Origin of the sequence: Corynebacterium sp. KPL2825, assembly GCF_037908445.1 — a bacterium.
In the GTDB taxonomy this organism is placed as follows: domain Bacteria; phylum Actinomycetota; class Actinomycetes; order Mycobacteriales; family Mycobacteriaceae; genus Corynebacterium; species Corynebacterium kefirresidentii.
Genome location: NZ_JBBMGI010000001.1, coordinates 199,322 through 223,676 on the forward strand (window position 1 = coordinate 199,322; position 24,355 = coordinate 223,676).

Here is a 24,355-nt window from a genome sequence, read left to right on the forward strand (position 1 = left end):
AAGAACCTTGTGGTTTCTGGTTGTCATAAGATTTATGAGATTCCACCATGTCGGCACATAGTGTCGCCTGAGCCTTTTGGGCGCATTGCCCCGTCCGTGGGGGCAGCAGAATCGCGGTATCTTCGCGCTGTTTAGACATAAAAAGAGCGCTCAGCGGAGAAATCGCTGAGCGCTCGCAAAAGTAAGGCTCTTTAAGCTTGGTTGGTCGCGGCCGCCTTGTTAGGAGAGGGGGCGGGCGAAAGGGCCGAGGAAATGATGTCGGCGGCTTCCTTCCGGTTCCGTGCTCCGTGGAGTTGGGCGCGGAAGTCTTCCTTCATTATGTTGCGTGCGAGCTTGGATAATAGCTTGAGGTGCTGCTTTCCGGCATCGTCGGGAACGGCGATAAGGAAGGCGAGGGTGGTTGGGTCCTCGCCCTCGGCCCACGTGACACCTTGTGGCAGGCGGGCAAAGGCAAGGGTGGGTACCTTTACCCCGGCAGACCGCGCGTGCGGAATGGCTACGCCGTGTCCCACACCGGTGGAACGGGTAGATTCGCGCTGCAATGCGGCGCTAGCGACCGCTTCCGCATCGGACATTCGCGGAGAGGTGAGCTTCACTAGGGAACGAATGACCTCTTCGCTGGAAGAGCCCAAGTCCTTATCCAGACTGATCGTGTCCACGGCTACCAGCGGTTTATCCTTGCGCTGCGTCAACCCCACTAGCAGGAGGATAAGGCCCGCGCAGACCGCGATGCCGGCGAGCATGGCGATAAAGAAACCTACGGCATTGTCTACGGCGCCGAGCACCGCGACGATTGGCCCGCCGTGCATCACGTGGTCTTGCGCGCCAAATGCTCCGGCAAGTGCACCAGCTACGGCACCACCAGCAACATTCGCGGGAATAACCTGCAATGGGCGTGCGGCAGCGAGCGGAATAGCGCCCTCAGTAATGCCGAAGAATCCCATGAACAATGCCGCAATGCCGGCATCATTTTCCGCTTTGTTAAACCAGCGGCGACGCAGAAGCGTGGCTACGCCCACGGCAAGAGGTGGCACAGCAATGGCGCAGGCCGCCATGCCCATCGGCGCCGCGTTGCCAGCAGCGATCATGCCGCCGCCAAAGAGGAAGGCTGTCTTATTGAAGGGGCCACCCATGTCGAAGGCAATCATGGCGCCAAGGATGAGGCCCAACACGATGACGGAGGATCCCTGCATGCCGGCGAGGTACTCAGTCATTGTTTCGAATGCAGCCGAGACCGGTGCGCCAATGAGCAAGATAAAGATAAGCCCCACGATGAGGGTGGTGAAAATCGGGATGACAATGATGGGCCAGATCGGTGCAATGAATTTGTGCACTGGAATCTTCTTAATGGCCAGGGCCACATAACCAGACAAGATACCGGTGACAATGCCGCCCAAGAAGCCGGCGCCCGTTTCAGACCCATATAGTGATCCGGTGGTGGCGATGAGGCCGGTGATAAGGCCAGGCGCAAGGCCCGGTCGGTCCGCGATGCCCACAGCGATGTAACCGGAGAGAACTGGAACCATCAGTGAAAACGCCAGAGAGCCGAGTTCATTGACCGTGTTCCAGAAGCTATCTTCTGGAATCGCCATGCCCTCAGGCGTTGGGGTGCCACCGATAGAGAGGGCTACCGCAATGAGCAAACCGCCGGTAACCACGAACGGGATCATGTGCGAGACGCCGTTCATCAGTGCTTTGTACAAGGTCTGGCCAATACTATTTTTGCGGGGCGCTTCTTCTTCCTTGTTGTCTGCGGAGCCTTCCCAGCGCGCAGCGCTCAAGGACCTACTCAGGAGTTCCTTGGGGTGTTTGATGGCCTCGTCCACGCCGGTGGCCTCGAGGCGTTTGCCGTGGAAGCGGTCTTTGGAAATTACAGTATCGGCGCCAATGACAATGGCATCGGCGTCTTCGATATCTTGCTTGCTAAAGGCTCCTTCGACGCCGATAGAACCGTGAGTTTCAATCTTGATGCGGTAGCCCAGTTCTTGGGCTGCGGCCTCAAGGTTCTCGGCCGCCATATAGGTATGCGCGATGCCCGTCGGACACGCCGTGATGGCGAGGATGAGGGGCGATGATTCTGAAGTGCTCATGAGTCTTATTAAACGGCAAACGTTTGCGTTGGCACAATAGGGGATTGTCATCTAATGCGCCGGTACGCTGGAAGCACCCGACCGCAGAAAGGGACGCCACGCCGTGAGTAAAGCATCGCCGGATAATATCTTGCTCTACCTGCCGCAAAAGCAGGAAGACCAAGTACGCGAAATCTTTGCCGGCCTTGCCCAGCGCGGCTTTCCCGTCCAACATCAACGCCCGCACATTACTGTGACCTTTTCACCGCACATGCAGCCAGAGGTCGTGGATTTAGCGGCGCAGCTGCTGCCGCCTGTCATGCCGGCAGATTTCCGGCGGGTAGGAAACGTCATTTTCGGCACCAAGCGCAAGCAGACGGTGGCTTGGCTGCTTGAAACGACCGACGAGCTAGAAACTGCCGCGCGAAAAATCAGTGCCGCCAATCCGGACGGGCGCGGGCCGCGGTGGACCCCGCATCTGACCATGGGGTTGCGCTTGCCGCGCGAGGAGGTTCCTGGCTATATCCACGCAATGGATGAGCTCACCTCAGCGCATTTCAAGGAGCTTAGCGCCGTAGAAGCCGCCTATTGGCGGCCGCGCACGCAGGAAAAGACAGTACTGGCCGAGGCCTAGAGCAGGGCCTGCAGAGCGCGGGCAACGCGCAGCACGGTCAGGTCCTCGCCCGGCTTGCCGACGACCTGCACCGCATCACCCACGCCTTTTTTCTCTTCGCCGCGCAGCGGCACCGTAATCGCCGGCCATCCAAGCACATTGAAAGGCTCGGTCCAGCGCCGCAGGCTCGCGGCCGATTCCGCGGTATTCTCCGGGGTGATATCGGACCACTTGAGGGGGCCGGAATCGAGGGTAGGGGTGAGAATAATGGGGGCGTCGCCAAGCAGGGCAAGAGCCTTTTTGCGCAGCTCTTTCACGCCCTGTGCAGCCGCGTCATAATCTTCTTGGCTGATATTTTCTCCGCCCAGCACTCGCTGCAAAATGACATCCTGGTACCTTTCGCGCTGGTCCAGCAACGGCCGGTGGACGTCATAGACCTCTTTCAAGCGCATCGGCTCGTAGAGCTCGGCCGTGGCGGCGATGGTGTCTTCCAAGTCCACTCCCTCGGCGAGCTTAAAGTCCGAGTGCTCTAGCGCCGCCAAAAGATCTGCGAAGCGCTCTCCCTTGGCCTTGAGGGCCGTGACATCAAGAGCAGAAACATCCTGCGCCGCGGCCGGTTTCTCATCTGCGGTAGCAATAAAGGCCTGCTCAATGAGGTCAATTGAGCAGGCAAAGAATCCAATGCAATCAAAGCTCGGGGCGAAGGGGAAGACACCTTCTACCGGAATGAGGCCGAAGGTGGGTTTGAACCCCAGCACGCCCTGGCAAGCAGCAGGCACTCGCACCGAGCCGGCGCTATCAGAGCCCACCGTAAGCTGCAGCGCGCCGCAAGCCACCAAAGCGGCAGAACCAGAGCTAGAACCACCGCCGCAGATTTCGGGATCGCGTGGGTTGATAACGCGACCGTAGGCCGAGGCATCGCCCAAAATGCCATAGGAAAACTCCTGCAGGTTCGCCTTCGCTACCGGCAGCGCACCCTTCGCCGTCAAACGCTGCACCACTGGTGCATCCTTGACCGGTGCGTGCCCAACTTTGACCTTGGTGCCGCAGGTAGTAGCTACGCATGCCACATCCACGATGTCCTTGAACGCCACCGGTTGCCCCATGAGCGTGGGTGATTCATCCACCGCGTGCTCATCAAACGGGATGATGGTAATCACCGCGTTAAAATCCTGCTGGGCTCGGTGCAGGCGATCAGAAAGTGTAGCCATAACGGAAGCTAAGTCCTTTCAACGTCGGCGTCCTCTGCTGTTTACTATGTATTAGAAGAATGCAGATGTTACTACCGTACATCAGGAATCGGTGAACAATTTCCCGTTTCTAGGCAAAGCACCGCTTGCATGGTGTTACCCAGCAAAAATCCCCAGTGCATCCCATGCCAGCCAGCCTCCTTCGCGGAGGGTGAAGACGAGCTGGTTCTCTCCTTCCTTCAGGGTATCTTCGGCGAGAGCAAACTCGATTGCTGCCGGTCGCAGCGGGGTCGGTTCCCCGCTGGCATCGCCTTGGCGCGAACCTTGCGTTGCGCCTTGCGGGAGCTCTATTTGTTTATGAAAATCATTAACCGTGATATCGAGAACACCGCCGAGCTTGGTGGTATCAATGAGCCACAGTGCCAGTGCCGCCTTTGAGGCAGGCTTATCCAATTTCACCGTCCACTTCAGCGTGTAGGATTTGCTGCCGGCCCATTTATCGCCGGGACCGGGGAGGAGATAAGGGACGTCGGCAGGCGTAGCATCCGGTCCAACGGTGATCGTCTGGTCTGGGTGCGCAGTGACGATCTTCTTGTAGTCCTTTGGCGAGTACTGGAACTCTGTGCCTTTTCGATCAAAGGAACCAATCGTGGCTAGCGCTTGGCCAGCAGTGACCGAAGGCAGGGAGGTAGACGTTGCCTTGCCAGAAGGAGCGGACTCGGTACCGGAAGCATCTACTACCTTGACGTAGTAGGACCACTTTTCACCGGCGACGTCGCGCCGGGAGTGGTGGAAAAAGGGGAAGATGGTCTTGCCCAACAGCACGTCTACACCATTGGGATCGGTGCCGATGACACGGTAGTGATCCAAGACGACGTCCCAGGAAACAGGCTCCCAAGTGACGTAATTTTCCATGAGCTGCGGTTCTGCCTGAATGTTAGCTACGGCCGGTGGAGCAGCACTCGCGGTAGGAGCTGGGGTAGAGGACCCTTGGTCAGAGGAATGTTTGCGGGAAGAACCGTGGCGAGAGGAAGAAGAGGAAAGCGAGCTAAAAAGTCCCATGATGAATTGTCCTTTCGGGGTTTAGAGGGAGCGCAGCGTGTGCTCGCCGGCATTGGTACGGAAGGAGAAAGCAGTCTCGCGCGGGGCGGTATCATCGCGCTCAATCCAGGGCACGACGACGAATTCGGAATCGAGGTGCTCGCGGGTAGCGTGCACTTTGATGTAGCCACGGCGCTTATCCATGGCCTTCACATATGGCTTTTCCAACCACTCGGTGCTCTTGGAACCGGCAAAGCCATCGCCATCGGAAGCAATGGAGGTGGCGACCAATTCCACGCCGACGGGCTGGCCCGATTCGGATTGAATCTCGGCAGCGCAGTGTTGGTGAATATCGCCGGTAAAGACAACGGGATCGCTTACCTTAGATAGGGACTCGATAAGGCGGCGGCGCGCTGTTGGGAAGCCGTCCCATTGGTCGGTGCTATCGGCGATTGGTACGACGACCACGCTATTGACCACCACGTTCCACTGTGCCGGGGAGGTGGCGAGCTTATCGTTGAGCCACTGCTCCTGTTCCGCGCCCAAGATGCTGGCATCCTCCGCGGATTCCTCGCGGTATTGGCGGGTATCGACCAGGTTGAAACGCATTAGCGTGCCCACGTCGAAGGAATCATAAATGCGGTTATTGGGGCCTTCGGGAAGCGCGGGCGGGGCGACCGGAAGATTCTCATAAAAGGCACGGTAGGCAGCTGCGCGCTGGTAGAGGAAGTGCTCGGCCTTGGTGCCAATCTCGGACCAATTGCCGGCGTAGTTATTTTCTACTTCATGGTCATCCCACACAATCGCCATCGCGGCGCGCGCATGCGCGGCCTGCAGGTGCTCATCAGATTTGAAGAGCGAGTAGCGCAGGCGATATTGCTCCAGAGTCTCCACCTTTGCCTTGAAAACATCGGGCACGCTTGCGCCCTGGCGCCACAAATTATCTCCTTCCACAATGCCGTATTCGTAGATATAGTCGCCCACGAAAATGGTCATATCCAGATCCGGCTCCTGCGCAATATGCTTCCACGGGGTGAAATAGCCGTGATACCACGCTTGACACGAAGCTACGGTGAAGGTGAAATCATCCACCTTCGCGCCGGGTGCGGGCAGAGTTTTAAACCGACCTACTGGGCTTACCTTGCCATCCACGCGGAAGCGATAAAAATACTCAGTTGCCGGCTCCAGTCCAGTGACCTGCGGATGTACCGAGTGTGCCAGCTCGCGGTGGGCTAAGGCCTCGCCCTGCTTGACGACGTCCCCAAACCCCTCATCCTTCGCAACTTCCCAACCCACGCGGACATCGCCACCGGTCATGCCGCCGTGACCATCCTCGGCCAGCGGTTCTGGGGCTAGGCGGGTCCACAAGATCATCGAATCGTGCCGCGGCGTACCCGCCGCTACGCCTAGGCCAAAAAGCTCCGAATCCTGCGGCAGATCACCACCTCGTGACGATCCCCATGAGCTCAGGCTCGACTGCGCACCCGCCTTTGCCGGTGCACTAATACCCGCAGCCACCGCCGCGGCCGACACACCTGCAATCTGCAGGAAGTTGCGACGATTAAAAGAAGAACGACTATTTGAATCAGACATACAAATTGAATCAGACATACAAAGCTCCACAAAAGGTTTAAAAGGAACTTTTTCAGCCTAAGCAGCCGCGGTGAATCGCTGGTTAAATCAGCATGAAATCTATGGAGTCCAAGGATCGTTCTCGAGGCAGTATTCAGCCGAATGTTCTGCCTGGCAGTTAAACCACCACTTCTGGTTTTCAGCGCGCATCTGCTCAACCTCAGCGGAACGTGTCATATAAGCCGGGATGCTGGGATCATAATCCGAATCTGAGCCGCCAGTCCCGTTGCCTACCGGGGAGGAGCACTGAGACGGATCGGAGACGTAATGATCTGTTTGTGGGCACCGGTAGGGGTATTTTGCCATTTGCTCGTCGCGGAGGTTTTGGCATTCTTGCGCCCAGCGAATAGTCCCATCGCTGTACAAACCGTTGGTGGTCCAACTACCGCCGCCATAAACGTACTCGGTCAGGGTGGGTTCTGTGGTGGATTCGGCGGTGTTCGCTAGGGGAGCGTCGGCAAGCGAAGGCTCAGCTTCCGCTGTCGGTTGCGGCTCCGAAGAGGACGGCTCGGGCGCAGAGCTTGTGGAACTAGAGCTGATAGGTGAACTATTGGCCGTGCTGGAGGAACTAGTTGCGGTTGCTCCTGCCGGCTGCGAATCCGGAGAGGAACAGGAAGCCAAAGAAAGCATCACCGTTATGAAAGCGACGAAGTAGGAGAGAGTTTTCATAATCTATGGATAGTAGACAATGAGAAAATATCTGGAGCGCAGGATTCATCAACTACATTGAAAGCCATGACTTCCACCACCTCCGAGCCCTCAAAGCTCCAGCCCAGCTCCTATATCCCGTTGATGTTCGCACTGCTTACGGCGGTGTTCGCTTTCCAGCTCAATGCGTCGATGCTCTCGCCAGCCTTGGCGACGATGGAAGATGAGCTGGGAGCTACCACCGCGCAGATCGGCCTGACGCAAACGGCATTCTTTACGGCCGCAGCATTGTTCTCACTGTTCCTGCCGCGCTGGGGTGACCTCATCGGACGCAGGAAGGTCCTCGTTGGCATGATGGCGGTAGCTGCGCTGGGCTGCGTGGTATCAGCCATTGCACCGAACGTCGCTGTGCTGCTTATCGGCCGCATCATTCAAGGCGTGGCAGGGCCTACGGTCCCACTGTGCCTGATTATGCTGCGCCAGCAGGTACTCAATGAACAGCAGTACGCCCTGTTGCTGGGCATTGTGACCTCGGTAAACGGTGGTATTGCCGGTGTGGATGCGCTGGCCGGCGGCTGGCTGGCAGGCAACTTTGGCTACCGCTCGGTCTTTTGGACCATGGCAGTTCTGTGCGTCATTGCAGTAGTAGCGGTGCAGGTATTTACCAAGGAGTCCACGGCCGCCGAAACCCCGCGCATGGATTGGGCAGGAGTTCTACCTCTGGCCGTGGCGCTGGGTTGCGTTCTTACCGCATTCAACGAAGCCGGCAAGCTTGCTGAGGCCAATTGGCTCCTCGTCATCATCCTTCTCCTCATCGGTGCCGCCGGCTTCTGGGCCTTCTGGAATGTGGAGAAGAAGGTCGCCGATCCGCTCGTACCGGTGGCCTACCTCAAACAACGCCGCACGTGGGCACTGCTTTCTACCACGCTGCTCACCATGACCGGTGTCTTTGCCGTGATGAATGGCCTTATCCCTAACCTTGGCCAGGATGCAGACGCCGGCGCCGGAATTTCTGCCAGCACCATTTCTTGGGTCACACTTACCCCGTACGCCCTCGCCGGCTTAGTCTTCGGCCCGATTGCCGGCTGGATGGCCTCCAAGTTGGGCTATAAGTACGTTCTGCAAACCGGCCTCGTAGGCACCGTCGTCGGCCTGATTATCTCTATTTTCGTAGTGGGTGCTCCGAACGCGTGGACCCTGCTTCTCGTCTCTATTTTCCTGGGCGTAACCTACGCGGGCATTGCCAATATCATGCTCAATGGCTTAGGAATTGTGCTCTCGCCGGCCGATAACCAGGGCTATCTGCCCGGCATGAACGCTGGCGCCTTTAACCTGGGCGCGGGTCTGTCCTTTGCAGTGCTCTTCGCGGTTTCCGGGTCTTTCGAGCATGGCTACCGCGCGGGCATGATTGCCTGCGTCATCATCCTGCTTGCGGCCCTAGCTTTGTCCTTCCGTATTCCGCGCCCCGAGTCTATTGATGACACCGTGGCAGCCGTCAACGCCCGAAAGTAGGCTCGTGGCATGACGCGAAAAATTATTCTGGACTGCGACCCTGGCCACGATGACGCGGTGGCCCTGCTTTTAGCCATGGGCAACCCCACCATCGAGCTGCTGGGAATTACCACCGTGGGCGGCAACCAGACCTTGGATAAGGTCTCCCATAATGCCCTGGTGGTCAAGGAAATCGCTGGTCACCCGGAGATTCCCGTTTATGCCGGCTGCGACCGCCCACTCGTGCGCCCCGTCGAGGTTGCCGAGGCCATCCACGGCTCCACCGGCATGGACGTGGAAGGCGTCCAACTTCCGGAACCAAGCACCGCGCTTGCCGACGCCCACGCCATCGACTTCATCATCGACACCATCATGTCCCACGAGCCCGGCACCATCACCTTCGTGCCTACTGGGCCGCTAACTAATATTGCGATGGCCGCGCGCAAGGAGCCGCGCATCGTCGAGCGCGTCAAGGAAGTAGTCCTCATGGGCGGCGGCTACCACGAAGGCAATTGGTCCCCAGTCGCCGAGTTCAATATCAAGATCGATCCCGAGGCCGCCCACATCGTCTTTGAAGAGCCTTGGCCTGTAACCATGGTGGGCCTCGACCTCACGCACCAGGCGCTTGCCACCCTGGAGGTCGAAGCAGAAATCAAGGCTTTGGAGACCCCAGTCTCGGAGTTCGTCGTCGGCCTTTTCGGCTTCTTCCGCAAGGCCTACCAGGCCAACCAAGGCTTTGATAACCCGCCGGTCCACGACCCGTGCACCATCGCCTACCTCATCGATCCGGACATCGTTCAGACCCGCAAGGCACCCGTCCACGTCGAACTTGCCGGCGCCCTTACCACTGGCATGACCGTCACCGATCTCCGCGAGCCTGCCGACGCCTCCTGCCACACCCAAGTCGCCACCACCCTCGACCACGCCGGCTTCTGGCGGCTGGTTACCGACGCTCTCAAAAACCTCGCCTAGGCCACCTTCACCCCGCGAGCCAGCCAACTTTCAGCCACGTTATCGCCCCTTAACCCTCAGTTGGGGGGGGGGGGGGCATAGCGTGGCTGCTTTCCTTGGCAGAGGCTCCCAACGGATGATTTATGCGAAATCATGTAGTCGCTGAACCAATTCAGCTATTGAGCCATCCTTAATTTTCTGGTGGAAGTTATTTCTGCCGAGATTCGTGGTTACCTTGATGTGCTTCGTCCAAACATCTAGGCCTTGGTCGCAATGACACAGATCGCACCGGTTGTGCCAGGGATGAGAACGGCGCAAAATAGGTCAGCGCTGGGGTTCAGCCTAAACTCGAAGGTAAAACCCCAACCCTAGGAGCCACCATGAAGCAGCACGCTTTCCGCCACGTCGTTGTCATGGGAGTATCAGGCTCGGGCAAGACAACGGTGGGGGAGGCCCTCTCGCCGCTGGTTGGGCTGGAGTATCGCGATGGCGATGATATGCACCCGCAGGCCAATATCGACAAGATGGCGGCGGGGATACCGCTCGATGATGCGGACCGGGAACCGTGGCTGAAGCAGATTGGTCAGTGGTTGGCGGATAGGCCGGATGGTGCGATGGTGGGGTGTAGTGCGTTGAAGCGGAAATACCGGGATCTGATTCGCGAGTATTGCCCGGGCGTGGTGTTTGTCCACGTGCACGGGGATTTTGATGTGCTGTATGAACGCATGCAGCATCGGCCGGGGCATTTCATGCCGGCATCGCTTTTGCAATCGCAATTCGATACCTTGGAGCCGCTGGAAGATGACGAAACCGGCCGGGTCTTTGATGTGACACGGCCGGCGTCGGAAATTGCGGGCGATGCCGCAGCATGGATTAAGACGGGAGCTTAAAGTCGGCGCTAGAAAGCAGCTGCGGCGCCGTACATGACCAGTACTAGGGCGAAGCCGATAACAGAGATGAGCACCTGGTTGACAGTCCAGGTCTTAAGCGTGGTCATGGTGTCCATGCCCATGAGGCGGCCGACGAGCCAGAATCCGGAGTCATTGACATGGGAGCCAAAGACGGAACCGGCAGCGGTTGCAACAACGATAAGAGCGAGCTGTAGTTCGTTGAAGCCACCAGCTTCCACGGCTGGGACCATGAGGGCGGCGGCCGTAGTTAGCGCAACGGTCGCCGAGCCCTGGGCCAGGCGCAGTGCCACGGCGATGAGGTAGCACGCCAGGATGACGGGGATGCCGAGGCCGGAAAGGGAATCAGCAAGCGCATCGCCAATCCCGGAGGTACGCAACACGCCACCGAACATACCGCCGGCACCGGTGATAAGCACGACCGAGCAGATGGGGCCGAGGGAGGAATCGACAAGCTTTTCCAACGCGGTCTTTTCTACGCCACGGCGCAGGCCCAAGACCACGAGCGCGACGAGGACGGTAATCAGCAGGGCAATGGGGGTCTGGCCCAGCATGACAAAGAACCGTACCCACGCGGCGTCGGCGTCGATGGTGCCGTAGGACGCCAAAGCATTGAGACCGGTGTTAAAGAAGATGAGCACCATGGGGATAAGCAGGATGGAGATTACCGTGGCGGCAGAGGCGGGTTTGTGAGGTTGCTCGTCCTCCGCGAGGAGGGGACCGGCGATGGCATCGGTTACCTTGATGGGGAATTTCTTACCGGAGAGCAGGCCAAAGCGGTAGCCGGAGATATACCAGGTGGGCAGGGCAAGGATGAGGCCGACTAAAAGAACGAGACCCATATCGGCGCCGTAGAATTCGCTGGCTGCAACAGGGCCCGGGTGCGGCGGCAGGTAGACGTGCATAACGGAGAATGCGCCAGCTGCCGGCAGACCGAAGGCAAGGACAGGGCCATTCAAGCGGCGAGCGACGGCGAAGATGACTGGCAGCATCACAATCAGGCCGGCATCGAAGAAAATGGGAAAGCCCATAATGAGCGACGCTAGGCCGAGTGCGAGGGGTCCTTTGGATTCGCCGAAGCGGCGGACCATGGCGTCGGCAAGCGATTTAGCGCCACCGGAAGCCTCCACCAGCCGGCCGATCATGGCGCCCAAGCCTACGAGCAGTGCCACCGAACCTAGGGTGGAGCTAAAGCTCTCTGTCATGGTGGGCACGATTCCGTCGAGGGGAATGCCCGCAGCCAGCGCCGTGAGTGCCGAGACCACCAATAGTGTGAGGAAGGCGTGAAGCTTGAAATAGATGACCAACACCAAAATTACGGCGATGGCGGCCACCGCAATGCCCAGCAGCGGGCCGGTCGACAGGGTGGGTTCCCACGTATCCATGGGCGGACTCCTTTTCTAATGCAAACCTTTGAATAACGGCAACGTTAGCAGTAGGCCTGTGTGCCGCCTAAAACAATCGGATGAATGCGACCTACCCAACACGTAGCCGGGTAAAGACAGAAAAATCCCCTAGACACAGTGCTGGGCCTAGGGGAGAGGAGTCGTCGGGCGTTTAGTCGAACTGACCCTGGATAATAGCCGCCGCATCCAGCGGGGTCACATGGTAGGAGATGGGGTTCTGGTTAGCACCTGCCATGAGCGCGCCGGCGCAGGAGTGACCGGCGCCCATCATGTGGCCCAGCTCGTGAGCGATGGTGCCCTGGACTGCTTCTGGGTACTGGGCATTAGGAATCTTGATGAAGACCATCTTGTGATCCGGGTAAGCGGCACCCTGGACGTAGCCATTTGGGTCGGGCTTGAAGATGATGGCGATGGTGTCATCATCAGCCTCAGAAGGCTTAACTTCCTTCAGGGAAGCCTTGCCCTTGAGGGCCTTGTTCCACTCGGCAACCGCGGCATCCAGCTGCTTGCGGTACGGGAAGTTTTCAACCACCTTGTACTCCAGCACGCCATCTTTGAAGTACGGCTTTACGGAGTCTTCATCGTGGAGGATGGAAGGATCCGGGACCGGCTTGCCATCGTTGGCCAACTTGGTGATGGTCTTGCAGGTGCCTGGAGAAATGAGGGAGCGAACTGGGTCGCTCTTGGCGCTGGCGGCCGGTGCGGCGACGGTGCCGAGGATGGCTGTTGCAGCCAAAGTGGCGGCAGATAGCTTCTTGAAAGAAGGCATAGGCAGTGAATTACCTTTCGGTTGATTTTAAGGTTCGCTGAGTGCAATATTCCGAGCAATATCCGTGGGAAACGGCACTGCACGGGCGTCTTATGTGTGCGAGCATATATCAGTTTCTTATCTTCTGCAAAGGGAAAAATAAGAATCTAAGGTGTCAACTGCCTATTTGCTGCTTCTAGTTCAGGCGCTGCCCGGTGGTGGTGCTAAATAGATGCACTCGGTCCGGGTCGGGGGAAACGTAGAAAGTATCGCCCACCGCATAGCGGCCGCGGGCATTGACCAGGATGCCGGTCTGACCGCCCATGCGGGTAGAGGACTTAAGGATGCCATCGGCGGAGCTGCTGCCCGCGGCGTCGTTCAGGTCGCCATAAACGTAGGTCTGGTTACCCAGTTCCTCGATATGCGCGACAGTAAACTTTGCCCCACCGTTGCCGGTATCGCTTAACTGCCAGTCTTCAGGGCGGATGCCCACGGTGACAGTCTCAACGCCATCGAAGTTGTAATTGGCCAAGTTGATGGGGGTAGAGCCTATACGCAGCTCCGAGGAGTTATGGGATAGGTCGTAGATATTCATCGCCGGGGAGCCAATGAATCCGGCGACAAAGACGTTCTGCGGGCGGTCATAAATGGTACGGGTGGTATCCACCTGCTGTAGGACGCCGGCGTTGAGAACTGCGACGCGGTCACCCATGGTCATCGCCTCCGTCTGGTCATGGGTGACGTAGACGGTGGTGGTGCCAAGGCGGCGCTGCAGGTTAGAGATCTGCGCGCGGGTGGATACGCGCAGCTTGGCATCCAAGTTGGACAAGGGCTCGTCCATGCAGAATACGGCCGGCTCGCGCACGATGGCGCGTCCCATAGCTACGCGCTGGCGCTGGCCGCCGGAAAGATTGGCGGGCTTGCGGTCCAGCAAATCTTCCATCTGCAGGATCTTCGCAGCCTCTTGCACGCGAGACTTAATCTCGCTTTTAGGGACCTTGCGGTTTTCCAGTGCGAAAGACATATTCTGCGCTACGGACATATTGGGGTAGAGCGCATAGTTTTGAAAGACCATGGCCACGTCGCGGTCCGAGGGGCTCACCCCGGTGACGTCCTTACCACCGATACGAATGGAGCCGCGGTCGGTGGGCTCGAGGCCGGCGAGCATACGCAGGCTGGTGGACTTACCGCAGCCGGAGGGGCCGACAAGGACCAAGAATTCGCCGTCAGCAATATCGAGGTTGAGGCGGTCAACGGCGGGGCGCTTAGCATCCTTGGAGTAGATGCGGCTTGCGCCATCGAAGGTGACAGTGGCCATGGTTACCTTTCAGAATGTAGTGAGGGGAGGAGGGCGCCTGGGGGAGCCTACTTATTGATGACGGTCTTGACCTGGTTGTTATAAATGGACTGCAGGGTCTTTTGCAGGTCTGTAAGCACCTTGGTGACGTCATCGCGGTTGGTGACAATCTTTTCGAAAGCACCACCAATCTCCTGGTCCGCGCCGGGCAGGAAGACACGGGCATTATCCTGCGGGCGAGTCTCCGGAAGTTGCTTGATGGCGGTTTCGAAGTTCGGGTTTTCCTCCATGAACTTCTTCTGATCCTTGTTGTCTACCGCGGTGGAGCGCACCGGCATATAGCCCACGTTCTGGGACCAGTAGCAGGTGTTTTCCTCATTGGTGATGAAGTCGATGAGCTTAATTGCAGCCAACTGGCGGTTCTTGCTGATGCCAGCTGGGATGGCAAGGCCAGCACCACCGGTAGGGCAGGCGCCCTCGCCAGTCGGGTTAGGCAGGAAGGCGGTACCGAGCTCGAATTTGGCGGTATCGGTCAGGCCTGCCAGGTCACCGGTGGACAGCACAGTCGCGGCTGCACGGCCGGTGCCGAACTCCATGGCCATGTCATTGCCCACGTAGGAGTAGCCCTTCTTTTCATCGGTGATGTCTTTGAGCCACTCGACGGCCTTGATGGTCTTGTCATCGGTGAACTTCAAGTCCCACTCATCGGAGTAGGCACCGCCCTTGGACCACAGTGGGCCTTGGAAGATCCAGCCCAGGTAGTCCACGGCATCGCCCCAGCCAAATGGCTTCATCTTGGAATCGGCCGCGGCGAGCTTCTTGGACCACTCGTCCATCTCATCCCAGGACTTCGGGCCGCGGTCAGGCAGACCGGCCTTCTTCCACGCATCCTTGTTGTAATAGAACAACGGCGTGGAACGAGCGAAAGGAAGCGCAAAGTGGCCGCCGTCGTAGTTGTAATCCTCGTAGAGTGGCTGCACATAGGTAGACAGGTCGATGCCGGCTTCCTTCGCCAGGTCATCCACGTTGGCGATCTGGCCGTTGATGGCAAAGTTGTACCACCAGACGTCGGAAAGCACCACGATGTCCGGTAGATCTTGGCCGGTGAGCGCGGCGTTGAATTTCTGTGCAGCCTCTTCGTAGTTCTTGCCGGCATCAACGAGGTTGACCTTGATATCAGGATTCTCCTTTTCAAAGCGGGAGATGATTTCCTTCTCAATGTCCTTAGACGTGCCCGGGTGGTTGGACCACCAGGTCAGTTCGGTGACTTCACCATCGCCGCCTTTGTCTTTACCGCCTTGTGGGTTAGTAGAAGAGGTGCCGGCGCAAGCGGCGAGAGTGGTGGCAGATGCGGCTGTGGTAGCAAGGGCGAGGAATGTGCGGCGTAGCATGTAGTTCTCCTGAAAAATCCTGGTTAAGGGGGGGAAATAAAGTATGTGGAAACGGCGAGCGTGGGTGGGGTAGAAGTCCTTCTATCCCTTGACGGCGCCAGTGGTCAGGCCTTGAATCATGTACTTTTGCAAGGCTAGGAAGATGATCACCATCGGGATGATGGTGAGGATGGTGGCGGCCATAACCGGACCCCAGTTGGTCACGCCATCGTTGTTTTGCAGCATGGTCAGACCCACCTGCAGTGGGGCAACGTCCTCAGTATCGGCCATGAGGAATGGCCACAGGTAGGTATTCCATTCATTGACCATGGTGATGACGGAAAACGCGGTCAGCGTTGGCCAAGAGACCGGCAGGAGCACCTTGGTAAGCAGGCGGATGGGGCCGGCGCCGTCCATACGGGCGGCTTCCACCAGCTCATAGGGCAGGGATAAAAAGTGGTTGCGCATGAGGAAGGTGCCGAAAGCCACGCCGGCCAGCGGCACGATGATGCCCACGAAGGTATTGCGCCAGCCCAAGGAATTGACCAAGGCGTAGTTAGAAATGACGGTGATCTCGCTGGGCACCATGAGTGAGGAAATGACCAACAAGAACACCAGATGGCGGCCTGGGAAGCGCAGGATGGCCAGCGCATAGGCAGAGATGACACCAAGCACAATCTTGATGATGGACAGCACTGCGGTAATGACTACCGAGTTGCGCAGGTAGGTCCAGAAAGGCACGCGGGTGGTGGCATCGGAGTAATTCCCAGTCTCCCATACCGGCGGCAGCCAGTTGACCGGATCTGTATAAATATCGCCCTTGGCCTTGAAAGAGGTCATGAGGATCCAAAAGAGCGGGAGACCAATAAGGAGCAGTACCGCGAGGATGCCCAAATAGCCGCCTACGAGCTTGGTGCGACGGGTGGTGGGGGATTCATCCGTGACCATGTGAAGGGTTGAAGTAGCCATAGTGGGTTAACCTCGCTTATCCATGATGCGTACCTGGATCAGGGTGATGATGAGCAGGATCAGGAACAAGATGGTGGCGGCAGTCGCACCGTAGCCGGCGCGGAAGTTGACGAAGGTCTCGTTATAAATCTGGAAGACCAACGTCTGCGTGCCATTGCCCTGTGGGCCGCCACGGGTCATGACGTTGATGATGTCGAAGACCTGCACGGAGTTAAGAAGCACCGTGATGGAAAGGAAGAAGGTCGTATTGCGCAGCTGCGGCATGGTCACACGCCAGAATTTGCGCCAGCGTCCGGTGCCGTCGATAGCGGCGGCTTCATCCAGTTCCTTGTCTAGGCCTTGGAGCGCGGCTAGATAAATGACAAAGGTATATCCAAGGTTTTTCCACACGAAGGTGAACGTCACCATGAACATCGCCCAGCCTGGCACGGCATAGAAATTCGGGGAGTCGATGCCGAACCAGCCCAGCATGTCCTGGATGAGGCCAAAGTTCGGGTCAAAGACGAATTGGAAGGCGATACCAATGGCCGCCCCAGAGATGGCATAGGGCGCGAAGACCACCGAGCGTGCAAAGTTGCGGCCCTTAATGTTCTGGTTGAGCAGCAATGCCAGCGCTAGACCGATGATCATGGAGCCAATGACCGCAAAGAATGTGAATACCACAGTGTTGAGCACGATGGTCTTCGTATCCTCGCGGCTAAACCACTCCACATAATTGTCCAAGCCTACAAAGGTGGAGGTAGGGCTGGAAATATTCCAATTGAAAAAGGATAGCCGGATATTATCTAGCAGCGGCCGGTAAGTAAATACAGCCAGCAGGATCAGGTTCGGCGCTAAAAGCGCTGCGGCCAGCAGCCATTCCTTGTGGCGATTGCGCGCTGCTTTGCGTACCAGCGCCGCAGAATCACTGGGGTTTTCCGTGTGGGTGGGACGGGCGATGGTAGTGCCTGAGTTGCCGCCACTGAGAGAGTCTTCCTGAAAGGTCACTCGGTCAATCTAGGGTGGACGGGTGAAGCCCAGATACATGAAAAACAAACAATCAGTGAATTATTAATGTCCGATGGGTTAAAAGTGGATGCGTCATCAAATTTTTTTAAAAACTCCAGCTCAGCGGGCCGTGGTGCCTGTCTCTTTTCCATAAAACTATGGCTGGCATTACAAAAATGCCTTGCTTGCCGACGCCCACCTTCCTCCCACCCTTCTACACTGGCACCCATATTCCACCGCGATTCCACAAGGAGGAAGCAATGTCTGTCCGCACTGTCTGCAGCAACTATGACTCCGTCAAAGTTTGGCAGGAGCCACTTTATAAGGACCTGCATCAGCACCCGGAGCTATCAATGCAGGAGGAGCGCACGCTTGGCATCATCAAGGGCAAGCTTGCTGACCTCGGGTTTGAACAAGTGGATGTAGGCGGTGGCGTGGTTGGCATCTTAGAAAATGGTGCCGGGCCAACTGTCATGCTGCGCGCGGATTTTGATGGCCTACCAGTCAAGGAAGACACTGGCCTGGATTATGCCTCCACCGATACCGCCCTTGACTCGGATGGAAACCCCATATCCGTCATGCACGCCTGCGGTCACGATTCGCACGTGGCCAGCCTGCTGGGCATGGGTGCGCTCATGGCGCAGGCCACCGACCAGTGGTCCGGCACCCTGCAACTAATTTTCCAACCGGGCGAGGAAATCGCCGCCGGTGCCCAGTCCATGGTGGATGACGGTCTGGTAGATAAGGTAGCAACTCCCGATGTTGTCCTAGGCCAACATGTTTTTGCTAGCCAATTTCCTGCTGGCACCGTTGCTCTTGCCGCAGGACCCTTCATGTCCACCGCGGTAAGTCTGGATGTCAAGGTTTATGGCCAAGGCTCGCACGGTTCCATGCCACACCTCAGCGTCGATCCAGTGGTGTTGGCCAGCTCCATTGTGATGCGCCTTCAGACAGTCATTTCCCGCGAACTAAGCCCTTCCGAGTTTGGCGTGTTGACCGTGGGTGCTATCAATGCCGGTTCGAAGGCAAATATCATTCCTTTTGAGGCTAACCTGAAGATCAACGTGCGTGCCTATAGCGAGCAAGTACGCGACAAAATCTCCGGCGCTATCGAGCGCATCGTCAACGCCGAGTGCCAGGCTGCCGGTAGCCCTCAGCCTGCTGAATTTAACTATCACGATGCCTACCCGCTTACCAGCAATGATGACGAGACCACGGCGCGGCTCCAGAAAGCCTTCACATCCTACTTCGGCGCCGACCGCGTTCTTACCGCAGAACCCCTCACGGCCAGTGAGGATTTCTCCACCATTGCGCGTGCCTTTGGGGTTCCCTATTGCTTCTGGGTATTTTCCGGCCGCGAAGAGGGAAAAGATGTTCCCAACCACAGCCCGCACTTCGCCCCGCTGCTCCAACCCACATTGCGCACTGGCACCGAAGCACTTGCTGCCGCTGCATTGAGCTATCTGGGCAACGACTAAGCGGGAAACTGTACATGGCCGCACGGTTCTTAAAAGATGTGCGGCCATTGCTGCTGGCATCCGGGCTATGGGGGAGTAGTTCATAGCCGCCAAGTCTGGTGAGTTTTCTCTATGCAAGGTTTTCCTGCGTCCACCGTTTCTTAGTGCAATTAACCGGCAGACCCCTAAAACAGCTCCAACGCCCGGGCCTCACTTGGGGCCGCAGGGCGCTGGAACTGGTTCTCTCTATCTCTCTTGCGTTCTCTCAAACGCATGAACTTAAGATAACTCCCTAGCCTGCTACAGGCCTGCGTTTTACCTGTGAGTATTGTGGTAATGGGGTGGAAATCGCCATATAAACGCGCAGACCAGCCCACGGTGTAAAAGGCGGCGACCTCTAGGTCGATGAAGAACTATTCATAGGGGTGCGGTTCTGCGTAGGATTCTAGGTAAAACTAAAAGTGTGTTCTCGGGCTTCGGTTGGGGTCGAGAAGCCTTTAAATAGGCGCTAAAACCGTGTCAGAGGAGGAGATGTGTCGCAACAATTTGATCCAGAATTGCACCGGCAAATGGGCGTGGAAGCGGATGTTGTCTTGCGGGTGGGAATGCTCCTAATGGGTGCCGGCACTTCTGGTTACCGTGTTTTAAGGGGGATGAAACGCAGTGCGCGAGCTTTGGGGTTTGACCACTTAGATGCCACAGTGGGTTTGACGCAGATTACTTGTACGTTCCACCGCGGGGAATATTTCAGGACAGTGATTGCCCGGCAACATTCTCCTGCGGTTGATGCTTCGCGGATAGAAGCCTTAGAAGACCTGACCCATAATCGGCTCTATGCGGGGATTACTGCCCAAGAATTGGCCGCAAAGCTGGATGTTATTGAGTTTGGAGTCAAAAAGCGCTGGAGCGGTTTAGTTCTTTCTTTTGCCGCCGCGATCGCGTGCGCGGCGTTTGCGTATCTTAACTGTTTCCCGCTAGAAGCGGTGGGGTTGGTGGCTCTAGCGGCGTTTGCAGGCCAGTTTGTGCGGTACACGGTTCTCCACCGGCACGTCCATCAAATCGGGGGAGTAATTGCTGGCGGGGCAACGGCAAGTATCGTTTTCTTCCTTTTAACGGAATTTTTTGGTGCGATAGGCTCAGTGGCTCCGAGTGAATTGTCCTCGGGCGTGGTAGCAGCGGTTTTATTCTTGATCCCCGGATTTCCTCTTTTCTCTGCTTTGATCGACATTGCGCGTTTTGATTTGGACGCAGGAATAGTCAGGTTAGGGTACGCCTTCACTGTTATATTTACAGCGACTTTCACAGTCTCGATGGTTAGCTGGTTGACACAACTTACCCCTGATCCGCCCGCCCCTGCACAGGATATGAAGTGGTTTTTGTTGGCGCCGGTCGCAAGTTTTCTGGGAATTGCTGGCTTTGCCTTTCTTTTCAACTCTTCCCGCCGCATGGTTTTGGTGGCAGCGTGTGTCGGAACGGTGGCAAACGAGCTCCGTTTGATCCTCATTCACGCAGGTACAACTATTTTCTTTGCGGCATTCGTGGGAGGACTATTGATTGGGCTGCTAGGTGCGGTTGCTTCTAAAAAGGCGCGCCTTCCTCGTATTACAACGACCGTTCCGGCTGCCGTGATTATGATTCCGGGGGTGACAATGTTTCGAGCAGTGTTTTATTTGAATGACGGTCAAATGGATCAAGCTTTGGCAAACGTTGCGACAGGAATGATGGTGGTTGGTTCTATTGGCGCCGGATTGGTGTTTTCTCGCCTGCTAACTGATAAGGATTGGGCATTGGGCCGACTTATTGATTTTGATAAAAAAATTCCGCAGAAGCCCTCTACAGCATGAAGTTAGGGTCTTAACTGGGAAAACGCCTGTGGCCCCCACTTCCTTTCGGAACTGGGGGCCACAGGCGTCTCTCTCACTGTTTCCATATATCGGCATGTGCCGCCCTGTGGAAACTGCAGGGGGTTCTCTCTATCTCTCTCATATGCGCTCTCTCAAACGCACGATCTCAGTATGGGGCACTGTGCTGTAGTGTCCATGAGGCTCGGCTGTTGGGTGGCTGTTAATGGCTGGGAGGGGATGGATAAGGCGCTGACAAGCGTAACAATTGTGGGGGAGTGCAATATTGGCGCATAAAAGTGACGTACACCATAAGTTGATTCTGTAGGGTTGAGGGCATGCGCGCAGCGGGCCTGCGCCGTTTTCAACTGCTTGTATAGCTACAGAATTGAGGTGAGGAGCATGTCTCCTCTCACTTCCCAACCCCCAGCCAATGATGCCGTGCCGGCACAGGTGGAAGATACAGAAGAAACAAAACGCCAGCATCGCTCGGCCATAAAGGCAGCGTTTATAGGCACCTTCATTGAGTGGTTCGATTACGCAGCCTATATCTATATGTCCGCGATTATCTCCCGAGTCTTTTTCCCGGAGATGGAAGGCCGCCGTGCCCTGATTATGACGTTTGCGCTCTTTGCGCTGTCATTCTTGGTGCGGCCTTTGGGTGGCATCGTATGGGGTCACTTCGGTGATAAACACGGACGCATCCAGACCCTAACGGTCTCCATTGTGATGATGTCCCTGGCTACCGCGTGCATCGGTTTCCTTCCTGGCTATGCCACCATCGGCTTCGCCGCGTCCCTTTTGCTGCTGCTGTGCCGCATGGTGCAGGGTTTTTCGGCAGCCGGTGAGTATGCAGGCGCGGCCACGCACTTGGCCGAGATCGCTCCGGCCGGCAAGCGCGGCATATATTCCGCGGTGGTGCCGTCCGCTACGGCTTCCGGCTTGTTGCTGGGCTCGCTCATTGCCTCGTTGCTGACGGGCGTGCTCGACGATGCCGCCTTGGATTCCTGGGGCTGGCGCGTGCCTTTCTTGATTGCGTTGCCTTTGGGCATGTACGGTCTGTGGATTCGCCGTCATACGGAGGAGTCCTCCCACTTTGAGGATCAGGATGAACCGGAAGAATCTCCGTTGCGGGAGGTGCTCAAGTATCCCAAGGCCTTGGCCATTGCCTTTGCTGGTGCGGTGCTCAACGCCATTGGCTTCTACGTCATTTTGACCTACCTGCCCACCTACCTCTCAGAAGAGTTGGGTATGGCCGCAACCCCGGCGTTTATAGCGTCCTCTGTTGCCTCCGCATTCTATGTGGGCTTTGCCTTGCTTACCGGCATGCTTTCGGACCGCCTGGGCCGCCGCACGACCATGCTGTGCGCGGCCGCTTTTATGGGCGTGACTATCATTCCGGCCTTTATGCTTCTCGACGGCGCCGGAATCCTCCTCGTCATTATCATTCAGGTCTGCTTGGGTGGCGTGCTGGCGCTCAACGACGGCGTCCTGCCCTCCTTCCTTTCCGAGCAGTTCCCCACGCACGTCCGTCTATCCGGTTTCGCTCTGACGTTTAATACGGCCAATGCTGTCTTTGGCGGTACTGCTCCGATGATCGCCACCTGGCTTATTGATGTCACTGGTCTGCAGCTTGCCCCTGCTTTCTATTTGGTGGCTGCGGCGCTGGTGACTGGAACCGCGGTGCTATTCGCGTCGAAAAAGAATAAGCTGCACCAGTAGCGCTTAAGACAAAAGATAAAACGCCTGCGGCCCTCGGAACCGGAAGGAACCGAGGGCCGCAGGCGTCTCTCTCTACAAGGTGTTTCCATGTATCGGCCTAAGCCGCCCTCTGGAAACTGAGGGGTTCTCTCTATCTCTCTCGTATGCGCTCTCTCAAACGCATGATTTAAGTATGGGGCACGGGGCTGCTACCACAATGGATTGTGCCTGATAGGTCCCTGCTAGTTGCTGAAAGTTTTCTGCTAGCCCATTTGTGACTTAGTAGTCATAACTTTCGGCAGTATTTGCATCCGCGCCAATGCGTTGCAGGTGTGTGCGGCGCTTTAAGCGGATGGCCGGGCGGGCTGCCATGCCGAGGCTGCCCAGGAGGTAGAAGACGGTAGCGACCATCGACAAGCCGGCAAGCGTTAACACCGAGCCGAGGATAAACACCACGGAGATGGCGATATCATTGGCGATGGAAAACGTCTCGTATTTGTTTTTAATTTTGATTTCGTTATTCTGCCCGAGCTTGATTTTTAGGTCGGGGTCCTTTTCCTGTTCTGACATGATGCCTCCCACCTTGCCAGACAGGAAAAGTGCTTGTCGAACCACGTTTTTGTGGGATTATTGGAACATTCCCCAGATAGTGGCAAAGAGCACGATAAAGCCCATGACCGCCACGAAATACTTGGTCTTTTTGCCGCGGAAGCGGGCTAGGGCGTCCACTCGGTAAATGACCCAGATGGGAAGCAGGTAGGTCATGAAGGCGAAGAAGACGCCGCCCACGACAGAAATCATGTCCAGGATGGAGGGGTTGAAAATTCCTACCAGTGACGTGGCGATGAAGATGAAGAGGTAGGTCCATAGGTCGAGCGTGCGGGCAGACATCTTCTTTGTGGCTTTCGGGGCGGCCAGGTTGAAGAGGTACTGGGTGCCCTCGATGGTGCCAAGGGCATGGCCGAAATAGGAAGAAGCCACTGCACAAATAACCACGATGGGTGCCATGTAGGCCATAAATGGGGTGCCGGTCTCGTTGGCGAAGTAGGAAAGTACCGGCAGGTTCTTGTCATTTGCCTCCTGCATGCCGTCTGCACCCATGGCCAGCGCGCAGGACCAGACAAAGAACATGGTGAAGACGGTTAGCAAGATGGCGGAATTGCGGATAACCTTATCGGATTGTGCGTGGTGGTCCGCGCCGTATTCCTTTTCCATGCCCAGCGAGAATTGGGAGATCGCAGCAACGAAGGAGAAGGAGAACACCAAGACGGGAAGGATAAGGATAATGGCCTTGATAACGCCGCCAGCGGTGTGATCGCCGGCCTCCATGAAGGACCCGAGGTCCCATTGTGGAATGAGGTAGAGCGATACTGCTGCCAGCGCCACGATGAGCGGGTAAACCACGAACTGAGCAATCTTCAACATGATGGCATTGCCAAAGGCAAGTGCCAGCGTCATCAGACCTACGCACAGCGGTGCCAAGATGTAGCGGGAAATTTCCGGCCCGCCTAGCTGGTTGACGATGAAACTATCGACTGTATTGGTAATAGATACGCCGTAAATGAGCACCACCGGGAAGATGGTGAACCAGTAGATAATCGCGAGGATGATGCCGTTGCCCCGGCCAAAGAAGTGAGTGAGTACTGCAAGGACGTCTTCGCCATGCAGCGGCGAATAGCTAATGATCCAGGAGAAAGCACGGTGGGCCAGGTAGGTCATCGGGAAGATGAGCAGGGTGGCTACCAGTAGCGGGACGAAGCCGAAACTGCCGGCGGAAATCGGCAAGAAGAGGATACCTGCGCCCACGGCAGTGCCGAAGAGCGTGATGGTCCACTGGCTATTGACGGCCTTATTGGTAGCTACCTGGCTGCCGCTTGGGGTGTCTGCGCCGCCGGTAGTGGGTGAACTAGCCGGTGAAGCAGGCGCATTCGCAGTCGTGTGAGACATAGAATTTATCCTTCAGTACGTGTGAATGAGCTAACATAAACAATCTATATGAAGGTTTTGGCAAACGAAAGCAAATGTGTGATCTAGAT

The 24,355-nt window shown here is 57.0% G+C and carries 20 protein-coding genes; 7 read left to right on the plus strand and 13 right to left on the minus strand.

Annotation, left to right across the window (positions count from 1 at the left end):
* Positions 1-191 precede the first annotated feature (191 nt).
* Positions 192-2,090, minus strand: a complete 1,899-nt coding sequence (locus WMQ00_RS01050) for a fructose-specific PTS transporter subunit EIIC (protein ID WP_340440587.1) — start codon at positions 2,088-2,090, stop codon at positions 192-194.
* 103 nt (positions 2,091-2,193) lie between these two features.
* On the opposite strand from WMQ00_RS01050, the gene WMQ00_RS01055 reads away from it, so the two are divergent.
* On the plus strand, positions 2,194-2,703 hold the full coding sequence (locus tag WMQ00_RS01055) for a 2'-5' RNA ligase family protein (protein WP_308767468.1): 510 nt from the start codon (positions 2,194-2,196) through the stop codon (positions 2,701-2,703).
* Here WMQ00_RS01055 and WMQ00_RS01060 read toward each other — a convergent pair.
* The 4 genes from WMQ00_RS01060 to WMQ00_RS01075 form a co-directional block, all read right to left on the minus strand.
* Positions 2,700-3,893, minus strand: coding sequence for an amidase (locus WMQ00_RS01060; RefSeq protein ID WP_316359978.1), 1,194 nt, complete (start codon positions 3,891-3,893; stop codon positions 2,700-2,702). The genes WMQ00_RS01055 and WMQ00_RS01060 overlap by 4 nt on opposite strands.
* A 135-nt stretch (positions 3,894-4,028) precedes the next feature.
* Positions 4,029-4,934, minus strand: coding sequence for a polysaccharide lyase family protein (locus WMQ00_RS01065; protein ID WP_023020738.1), 906 nt, complete (start codon positions 4,932-4,934; stop codon positions 4,029-4,031).
* Positions 4,935-4,955: 21 nt separating this feature from the next.
* Positions 4,956-6,524, minus strand: coding sequence for an alkaline phosphatase D family protein (locus WMQ00_RS01070; protein ID WP_340440588.1), 1,569 nt, complete (start codon positions 6,522-6,524; stop codon positions 4,956-4,958).
* Between the two features lie 81 nt (positions 6,525-6,605).
* Entirely contained in the window at positions 6,606-7,214 is a 609-nt protein-coding gene (locus WMQ00_RS01075; RefSeq protein ID WP_340440589.1) for a hypothetical protein, read from the minus strand.
* A 66-nt stretch (positions 7,215-7,280) separates the two neighbouring features.
* Between WMQ00_RS01075 and uriT the strand changes: the two genes are divergently transcribed.
* The 3 genes from uriT to WMQ00_RS01090 all read left to right on the plus strand — a co-directional run bounded on the left by uriT (position 7,281) and on the right by WMQ00_RS01090 (position 10,525).
* Positions 7,281-8,705, plus strand: a complete 1,425-nt coding sequence (gene uriT, locus WMQ00_RS01080) for a uridine transporter UriT (protein WP_340440590.1) — start codon at positions 7,281-7,283, stop codon at positions 8,703-8,705.
* Between the two features lie 9 nt (positions 8,706-8,714).
* The gene (gene uriH / locus WMQ00_RS01085; protein ID WP_316326289.1) at positions 8,715-9,656 is read left to right on the plus strand and encodes a uridine-preferring nucleoside hydrolase UriH; all 942 of its coding nucleotides are present in this window, start codon (positions 8,715-8,717) and stop codon (positions 9,654-9,656) included.
* A gap of 359 nt (positions 9,657-10,015) precedes the next feature.
* Entirely contained in the window at positions 10,016-10,525 is a 510-nt protein-coding gene (locus WMQ00_RS01090) for a gluconokinase (protein ID WP_259824911.1), read from the plus strand.
* Between the two features lie 8 nt (positions 10,526-10,533).
* Here WMQ00_RS01090 and WMQ00_RS01095 read toward each other — a convergent pair whose 3' ends face one another.
* The 6 genes from WMQ00_RS01095 to WMQ00_RS01120 all read right to left on the minus strand — a co-directional run bounded on the left by WMQ00_RS01095 (position 10,534) and on the right by WMQ00_RS01120 (position 17,227).
* Positions 10,534-11,928 (minus strand): GntP family permease, encoded by a 1,395-nt coding sequence (locus WMQ00_RS01095; RefSeq protein ID WP_308767474.1) that lies wholly within the window; start codon positions 11,926-11,928, stop codon positions 10,534-10,536.
* A gap of 172 nt (positions 11,929-12,100) precedes the next feature.
* Positions 12,101-12,718: a hypothetical protein gene (locus WMQ00_RS01100; RefSeq protein WP_023020746.1), complete on the minus strand. Its 618-nt coding sequence runs from the start codon at positions 12,716-12,718 to the stop codon at positions 12,101-12,103.
* Between the two features lie 175 nt (positions 12,719-12,893).
* Positions 12,894-14,015, minus strand: coding sequence for an ABC transporter ATP-binding protein (locus WMQ00_RS01105; RefSeq protein WP_023027821.1), 1,122 nt, complete (start codon positions 14,013-14,015; stop codon positions 12,894-12,896).
* Between the two features lie 47 nt (positions 14,016-14,062).
* A complete protein-coding gene (locus tag WMQ00_RS01110; protein WP_284835956.1) occupies positions 14,063-15,385 on the minus strand; it encodes an ABC transporter substrate-binding protein in 1,323 nt (440 codons plus the stop codon).
* An 81-nt stretch (positions 15,386-15,466) separates the two neighbouring features.
* On the minus strand, positions 15,467-16,333 hold the full coding sequence (locus WMQ00_RS01115; protein ID WP_374048528.1) for a carbohydrate ABC transporter permease: 867 nt from the start codon (positions 16,331-16,333) through the stop codon (positions 15,467-15,469).
* A gap of 6 nt (positions 16,334-16,339) precedes the next feature.
* Complete coding sequence (locus WMQ00_RS01120) at positions 16,340-17,227, minus strand: carbohydrate ABC transporter permease (RefSeq protein WP_275436536.1); 888 nt, start codon at positions 17,225-17,227, stop codon at positions 16,340-16,342.
* A 353-nt stretch (positions 17,228-17,580) separates the two neighbouring features.
* Here WMQ00_RS01120 and WMQ00_RS01125 point away from each other — a divergent pair, with 353 nt between their 5' ends.
* The 3 genes from WMQ00_RS01125 (at position 17,581) to WMQ00_RS01135 (ending at position 22,340) form a co-directional block, all read left to right on the plus strand.
* Positions 17,581-18,798 carry an amidohydrolase gene (locus tag WMQ00_RS01125; protein ID WP_316359983.1) on the plus strand — a complete coding sequence of 406 codons (1,218 nt, stop codon included), beginning with the start codon at positions 17,581-17,583 and terminating at the stop codon, positions 18,796-18,798.
* A 548-nt stretch (positions 18,799-19,346) separates the two neighbouring features.
* Entirely contained in the window at positions 19,347-20,621 is a 1,275-nt protein-coding gene (locus WMQ00_RS01130; protein ID WP_034656263.1) for a threonine/serine exporter family protein, read from the plus strand.
* A gap of 399 nt (positions 20,622-21,020) precedes the next feature.
* Positions 21,021-22,340, plus strand: coding sequence for an MFS transporter (locus tag WMQ00_RS01135; RefSeq protein ID WP_023020753.1), 1,320 nt, complete (start codon positions 21,021-21,023; stop codon positions 22,338-22,340).
* A gap of 258 nt (positions 22,341-22,598) precedes the next feature.
* Here the strand turns inward: WMQ00_RS01135 and WMQ00_RS01140 are convergent, their stop codons facing one another.
* Together WMQ00_RS01140 and WMQ00_RS01145 are read right to left on the minus strand one after the other, a co-directional pair.
* Entirely contained in the window at positions 22,599-22,889 is a 291-nt protein-coding gene (locus tag WMQ00_RS01140) for a YrhK family protein (RefSeq protein ID WP_234288124.1), read from the minus strand.
* A 57-nt stretch (positions 22,890-22,946) separates the two neighbouring features.
* A complete protein-coding gene (locus WMQ00_RS01145) occupies positions 22,947-24,266 on the minus strand; it encodes an amino acid permease (RefSeq protein WP_340440591.1) in 1,320 nt (439 codons plus the stop codon).
* Positions 24,267-24,355 lie beyond the last annotated feature (89 nt).

Excerpts from the sequence above, each read along its gene's own strand:
- WMQ00_RS01050 (WP_340440587.1), bottom strand. The coding sequence starts at position 2,090 with ATGAGCACTTCAGAATCATCGCCCCTCATCCTCGCCATCACGGCGTGT.
- WMQ00_RS01060 (WP_316359978.1), bottom strand. The coding sequence starts at position 3,893 with ATGGCTACACTTTCTGATCGCCTGCACCGAGCCCAGCAGGATTTTAAC.
- WMQ00_RS01065 (WP_023020738.1), bottom strand. The coding sequence starts at position 4,934 with ATGGGACTTTTTAGCTCGCTTTCCTCTTCTTCCTCTCGCCACGGTTCT.
- WMQ00_RS01070 (WP_340440588.1), bottom strand. The coding sequence starts at position 6,524 with ATGTCTGATTCAATTTGTATGTCTGATTCAAATAGTCGTTCTTCTTTT.
- WMQ00_RS01075 (WP_340440589.1), bottom strand. The coding sequence starts at position 7,214 with ATGAAAACTCTCTCCTACTTCGTCGCTTTCATAACGGTGATGCTTTCT.
- uriT (WP_340440590.1), top strand. The coding sequence starts at position 7,281 with ATGACTTCCACCACCTCCGAGCCCTCAAAGCTCCAGCCCAGCTCCTAT.
- uriH (WP_316326289.1), top strand. The coding sequence starts at position 8,715 with ATGACGCGAAAAATTATTCTGGACTGCGACCCTGGCCACGATGACGCG.
- WMQ00_RS01090 (WP_259824911.1), top strand. The coding sequence starts at position 10,016 with ATGAAGCAGCACGCTTTCCGCCACGTCGTTGTCATGGGAGTATCAGGC.
- WMQ00_RS01095 (WP_308767474.1), bottom strand. The coding sequence starts at position 11,928 with ATGGATACGTGGGAACCCACCCTGTCGACCGGCCCGCTGCTGGGCATT.
- WMQ00_RS01100 (WP_023020746.1), bottom strand. The coding sequence starts at position 12,718 with ATGCCTTCTTTCAAGAAGCTATCTGCCGCCACTTTGGCTGCAACAGCC.
- WMQ00_RS01105 (WP_023027821.1), bottom strand. The coding sequence starts at position 14,015 with ATGGCCACTGTCACCTTCGATGGCGCAAGCCGCATCTACTCCAAGGAT.
- WMQ00_RS01110 (WP_284835956.1), bottom strand. The coding sequence starts at position 15,385 with ATGCTACGCCGCACATTCCTCGCCCTTGCTACCACAGCCGCATCTGCC.
- WMQ00_RS01115 (WP_374048528.1), bottom strand. The coding sequence starts at position 16,333 with ATGGCTACTTCAACCCTTCACATGGTCACGGATGAATCCCCCACCACC.
- WMQ00_RS01125 (WP_316359983.1), top strand. The coding sequence starts at position 17,581 with ATGTCTGTCCGCACTGTCTGCAGCAACTATGACTCCGTCAAAGTTTGG.
- WMQ00_RS01130 (WP_034656263.1), top strand. The coding sequence starts at position 19,347 with ATGGGCGTGGAAGCGGATGTTGTCTTGCGGGTGGGAATGCTCCTAATG.
- WMQ00_RS01135 (WP_023020753.1), top strand. The coding sequence starts at position 21,021 with ATGTCTCCTCTCACTTCCCAACCCCCAGCCAATGATGCCGTGCCGGCA.
- WMQ00_RS01140 (WP_234288124.1), bottom strand. The coding sequence starts at position 22,889 with ATGTCAGAACAGGAAAAGGACCCCGACCTAAAAATCAAGCTCGGGCAG.
- WMQ00_RS01145 (WP_340440591.1), bottom strand. The coding sequence starts at position 24,266 with ATGTCTCACACGACTGCGAATGCGCCTGCTTCACCGGCTAGTTCACCC.